The sequence below is a fragment of the Arthrobacter sp. TB 23 genome (assembly GCF_000294595.1).
Taxonomy (GTDB): Bacteria; Actinomycetota; Actinomycetes; order Actinomycetales; family Micrococcaceae; genus Arthrobacter_D.
Genome location: NZ_ALPM01000010.1, coordinates 39651 through 44901 on the forward strand (window position 1 = coordinate 39651; position 5251 = coordinate 44901).

Genomic DNA, 5251 nt, shown 5'->3' on the forward strand with positions numbered 1-5251 from the left:
GGCGGGCGGCGCCCGAGAAGGTGGCGAGGCCGGCTGCCGCTGCGGCGGGGTCGACGCCCAGTTCGAGGGCGACGGAGAATGCTGCTACCGCGTTCCGCACGTTGTGTTCACCGGGCACGTTCAGCTGGAGTTCCTGCTCGCTGTCCAGTCCGTCCACTGAGAACGACAGCATGCTCGTGGAGGCACTACCCACGGCCTGGGTCGCACCAATCCGCACGTCAGCCGTCGGCGAGTATCCGTAGGTCCTGATCCTGCGGGTGTCGCCGACCCGTCCGGCGAGGGCTGCCGCACCGGCGTCGTCGACGCAGGTCACCAACACGCCGTCGTCGGCGGGCAGCAGGGCGGCGAACTGGTCGAATACCTCGTACACCGCTGCGGCCGTCCCGTAGTGGTCCAGGTGGTCTGCCTCCACATTGGTCACCACAGCGATCCGCGGCGAGTAGTTGAGGAATGAGCCATCCGATTCATCGGCTTCTGCAACAAAGACGCCGCCATCACTCCAGGCCGCGTTGACCCCAAGCGCTGCGACCTCACCGCCGATGGCGAAAGATGGGTCGAACCCGGCGGACTGCAGCATCACCGTGATCATGGCGGTGGTGGTGGTTTTGCCATGGGTACCAGCGACCGCCACCACTTCCCTGCCGGACATCGCGGCGGCCAGGGCCTGGGACCGGTGCAGGATCCGCAGGCCCTGTTGTTGGGCGGCCACCAGTTCGGGGTTGGTCGCCCTGATGGCGGTGGAGATCACGACCGTGTCGACGCCTGCAACATTCTCGGCCCGCTGGCCGACGGCGGTACGCGCGCCGAGAGCAGCGAGGGCCTGCAGGCCCCGCGAGTCCGCGGCGTCGGATCCGGACACCTGAACGCCCTGGCCCAGCAACACTCGGGCCACTGCCGACATGCCGGCGCCGCCAAGGCCAATGAAATGGACCCGCCCGAGATCGGCGGGGGTCAGGGTGGTTCCGGTCATGACTGTGCCCCGCGTCCGGCGGCGACGACGAGTCGGGCCATCTGAGTATCGGCGTCACGCACTCCGAGCCGGGCGCTGGCTGCGGCCATCGCGTCGAGGGCGGCCTGGTTTTTCAGCAGCGGAAACACGTGTCCGGTCAACCAGTCTGCCGTCAGCGCAGCGTCGTCGACCAGCAGCGCGCCCCCCGCGGTGATCAGGTCCGCCGCGTTCCGGCGCTGCTCTCCGTTGCCGTGCGGCAGCGGGACGAACACTGCGGGCAGCCCGACGGCGCTCACCTCGCACACCGTGGCGGCCCCCGCACGAGCGAGCAGCAGGTCTGCGGCCGCGTAGACAGTTTCCATATCGTCGACGTACTCAATCTGGCGGTAGCCTTCGGCCTGGAGCGGTCGCCCATCGGCGCCCGTCACACCTTTGCCGCCGCCGGTAATGTGCAGCAACTGGATTCCCTCGGCCGCGAGCAGGGGCACCACGGCGGCGACGGCCCGGTTGATGCTGACAGCCCCCGACGACCCACCGGTCACGATCAGTGCGGGCTGGGTGGTGTTCAGCCCAAGGGCAGCGCGGGCGGCAGCCCGGGAGGTGGCACGGTCAAGGGTGGAAATACTGCGTCGCATCGGCATGCCGACCACCTCAGCTTTGGGGAGGCCGGTGCCCTTGAAGGCGACCGCCACAGTGGTGGCAATCCGCGCTCCGAGCCGGTTGGCCAGCCCTGGCTGGGCGTTCGCCTCATGGATCACTACCGGGATTTTCCGGCGCCACGCAGCCAGGTACAGGGGTGTGGAGACGTAACCGCCGACGCCGACGACGACGTCGGCCTCCGCGCGGTCGAGTACGCCCAGCGCCTGCCGGACGGCGCGGATCAGCCGGGCGGGGAGCTTCACCAGGTCGATCGACGGGCGGCGAGGCATCGGGACCCGGTCAATAGTCTCGAGCTGGTACCCCGCAGCCGGAACCAGTCGTGTCTCCATTCCCGCGGCAGTCCCCACAACTACCTGCCGGGTGTCAGGATCGTGTTCAGCCAGGGCATGGGCAATGGCCAGCAGTGGACTGATGTGACCGGCGGTACCGCCGCCGGCCAGGACCACCGAGAGGGGGTTTGTGCTCATCGGGCTGCTGGTTCGCTTTCTGTGGAACGGGGATCTGTAGTGGTCCCGGCTACTGCACCGGAATCTGGTGCTGGGGGCATTTTGCGGGCGAAGGCCAGCAGGACTCCGACCGCCCCAAGGGTGAAGGTCAGCGCTGACCCACCGTAGGAGATGAAGGGTAGCGGAACACCGATGACGGGCAGGACGCCGGTGACCATCCCAATGTTCACGAACGCCTGGCCGATCAGCCACACCAGAATGGAGCCGAGCAGGATTCGCACGAAGGGGTCGGTGTAGCGTCGGGCAACCCTGATGGTTGCGACGGCGAGGATCCCGAACAGAATGACCACCACCAGGGTGCCCACCAGCCCAAACTCTTCACCAATGATCGCGAAGATGAAGTCGTTGTGGGCTTCGGGAATCCAGTTCCACTTTTGCCGGCTCTGCCCAATACCGACTCCCCACCAGCCGCCGGACGCCAGCGCGAAGAGCCCGTTGTCGGCCTGCAGACACAGGTCCTGACCGTCATCGCAGCTGAGCCGCAGCCAGGCTGTGATCCTGTCGCTGCGGTTGCCACTCACCAGCACCATGACGATTGCGCCGGCGATCCCAGCGATCCCTGCGATGGTGAACATTTTCATTGGCGCCCCGGCGAAGAAGAGCGCCGCCGCGAGAATCATCATCATGATGATCACGGTGCCCAGGTCACCACCGAGTAGGACCAGCCCGATCGGGAGCCCACCCAGGGGCAGGGCTGGGATCATCGCGTGTTTCCAGTTGCGGATCAGCCGCCCCTTGCGGGCCAGAACACTGGCCAGCCAAATGGCGAGGGCAAGTTTCGCCGGTTCGGAGGGCTGCATGGTGAAGCCGCCGATTTGAATCCAGTTCTGGTTGCCGTTGATGTTCACACCAATGGCAAGTACGAGGACCAGAAGAACTACCGCGATGCCGAGCACCGGCCACGCCATCATGCGGTAGGCGCGCGCACCGAACCGTGACAGGAGCAGCATCAGGACCAGCCCACCGGCGGCCCACGTGGCCTGCCTGAGGAACAGGTCGAACTCGCTGCTGCCCTCGGCGATCGCTTCCACCGAAGATGCTGAAAGCACCATCATCAGACCGATCGCCGTCAGTGCGAGGGCCGACCCGAGGATCATGTAGTAGCTGGCGCCACTGGCCTGCTTGTCGCTGCCTTCGAGGTACGTCCAGAACTGTCCGAAGCGGGCGCGGAGACCCTTCTTCGCCGGGGCGTTGCCCTCAGCGGAGGGGGTGGAAGGTGTGGGGGTGTTGGGTGAGGCGGGTACAGAGGGAGTTCGGGAATGCTGACGCATCACCGGCTTCCGACGGACTGGCCGGGTGGGCGTGGTGACCATTAGAACTCCTTTGCGGTCTTCGCCTGCCCTTCCACGATCACTTGGACGGCCTCGATAAAGGCCTTGCCCCGGTGAGCATAGGAGGAAAACTGATCCATGGATGCTGCCGCCGGGGCCATCAACACGGTGTCGCCGTCGCCAGCTAACCGCGCAGATTCCCTTACCGCCGATTCCATCACCCGCTCGCCCAGGGGCGCGAGGGTGGAATCGTCGGCCAACGTCACATCTTCAGTCTCTCCCGGGGCCACTTCGATCAGTGGAACATCCGGAGCGTGTCGGCGCAATGAACCGATCAGGTCCGAGCTGTCGGTGCCGATCAGCACCACCGCCTTGAGTCGCTGCGCGTGCGTCTGCACCAGCTGGTCGTAGTTGACGCCTTTGGAGAGCCCCCCGGCGATCCAGATCACCGAGTGGAAGGCCGAAAGGGACGCTGCTGCCGCATGCGGATTGGTCGCTTTGGAGTCGTTGATCCACAGGATTCCGTCCCGCGAGGAGACGAGCTGGATCCGGTGCTCGGTGGGCTGGTAGTTCCGGATCCCGGCGCGGATCGCTGCCGGCTCGACGCCCGCTGCCCGAACCATTGCGGCGGCCGCGAGGGCGTTCGCCACCAGGTGGCGGGGCACCAGCTCCCCCAGGTCCTTGATCGCAGCCAGCTCAACAGCGGAATCCTTGCGCTGTTCGATGAAGGCGCGGTCCACCAGGAGGTCATCGACCACTCCCAGCATGCTGACTGCCGGTGTTGAGGTGGTGAAACCGATGGCCCGGCAGCCCTCGATGACGTCGGCTTCCTCGACCATCCGTTCGGTGGCGGGCTGTTCGGCGTTGTAGACGCAAGCCACTTTGGTATTGGCGTAAATCTTTGCTTTGTCGGCGGTGTACTGATCGAACCCACCGTGCCAATCGACGTGGTCCTCCGCAACGTTCAGGCACACACTCGCCAGCGGCGAGATGGACCCGGTCCAGTGCAGCTGGAAACTGGACAGTTCGACGGCGATGAAATCGTAGCCCTGCGGGTCACGGATCGCGTCGAGAATGGGGGTACCGATGTTGCCCGCGGCGACGGCGCGGAGGCCTGCGGCCAGCAGCATCGACTCCACCAGGGAGACGGTGGTGGTTTTGCCGTTGGTGCCGGTGATGGTCAGCCACTCGGCGGTGGGGCGGCCTTCGCGGATCCTGACTCGCCAGGCCAGTTCGACGTCGCCCCAGACCGGGATTCCTGCGTCTTTTGCGGCCCTGAGGAGCGGCTGCTGCGGGGTCCAGCCCGGTGAGGTGACCACCAGATCGGGCTGGCTGCCATCGATGAGCGGAATTCTCGTTGCGTGTTCGGCGCCGAGGAGGACGTCCACGGCACCGACGATCGACAGCGTGTCCGCCTTGGCGCGGTTCTCGGCCGAATCGGATCCGTCGACTACCACCACGCGGGCACCCAGTTCAATGAGCGTATCGGCGACGGAGAACCCGGACAGGCCGATGCCGGTGACTGCTACCCGCAGCCCTTTCCAGTCGGCATCCCAGGTGGTCAGGGAATCGAGGTCACGGGCACCCGCGGGGATGGTTCCGGTCATATCAGCACCACCCATTCGGCGTAGAAGATTCCGAGTGCGGTGGCCACGAATAGCCCGGCAAGAATCCAGAACCGGACGACAACTGTGACTTCCTGCCAGCCCTTGAGTTCGAAGTGGTGCTGGAGCGGAGCCATTTTGAACACCCGTTTGCCGCCGGAGAGTTTGAAGTAGCCGACCTGGATGATCACCGACAGCGTGATCATGACGAACAGCCCGGCGAGGATGACGAGCAGCAGCTGGGTGCGGGACAGGATCGCG

4 protein-coding genes and 1 pseudogene (2 of these 5 only partly in view) are annotated in these 5251 nt (G+C 65.8%); all 5 read right to left on the reverse strand.

Annotated elements, in window-relative coordinates:
- A pseudogene (gene murC / locus B384_RS17320) lies at positions 1-970 on the reverse strand (UDP-N-acetylmuramate--L-alanine ligase); it reaches 456 nt to the left of the window's first position.
- Positions 967-2076 (reverse strand): undecaprenyldiphospho-muramoylpentapeptide beta-N-acetylglucosaminyltransferase, encoded by a 1110-nt coding sequence (gene murG / locus B384_RS0101305; RefSeq protein WP_019481337.1) that lies wholly within the window; start codon positions 2074-2076, stop codon positions 967-969. Before murG ends, murC begins: the two are co-directional and overlap by 4 nt.
- The gene (ftsW, locus tag B384_RS0101310) at positions 2073-3428 is read right to left on the reverse strand and encodes a putative lipid II flippase FtsW (protein WP_019481338.1); all 1356 of its coding nucleotides are present in this window, start codon (positions 3426-3428) and stop codon (positions 2073-2075) included. The genes murG and ftsW overlap by 4 nt, the downstream gene beginning before the upstream one ends.
- A complete protein-coding gene (gene murD / locus B384_RS0101315; RefSeq protein WP_019481339.1) occupies positions 3428-4993 on the reverse strand; it encodes a UDP-N-acetylmuramoyl-L-alanine--D-glutamate ligase in 1566 nt (521 codons plus the stop codon). The genes ftsW and murD overlap by 1 nt, the downstream gene beginning before the upstream one ends.
- On the reverse strand, positions 4990-5251 hold the end of the coding sequence (gene mraY / locus B384_RS0101320) for a phospho-N-acetylmuramoyl-pentapeptide-transferase (protein WP_019481340.1). It continues 836 nt past the right edge of the window; only the last 262 of its 1098 coding nucleotides appear in the window; the start codon falls outside the window, past its right edge — the gene reads right to left on this strand; its stop codon occupies positions 4990-4992. Before mraY ends, murD begins: the two co-directional genes overlap by 4 nt.

Coding starts and splice junctions, on each gene's coding strand:
- ftsW (WP_019481338.1), bottom strand. CDS start 3,428: ATGGTCACCACGCCCACCCGGCCAGTCCGTCGGAAGCCGGTGATGCGT.
- murG (WP_019481337.1), bottom strand. CDS start 2,076: ATGAGCACAAACCCCCTCTCGGTGGTCCTGGCCGGCGGCGGTACCGCC.
- murD (WP_019481339.1), bottom strand. CDS start 4,993: ATGACCGGAACCATCCCCGCGGGTGCCCGTGACCTCGATTCCCTGACC.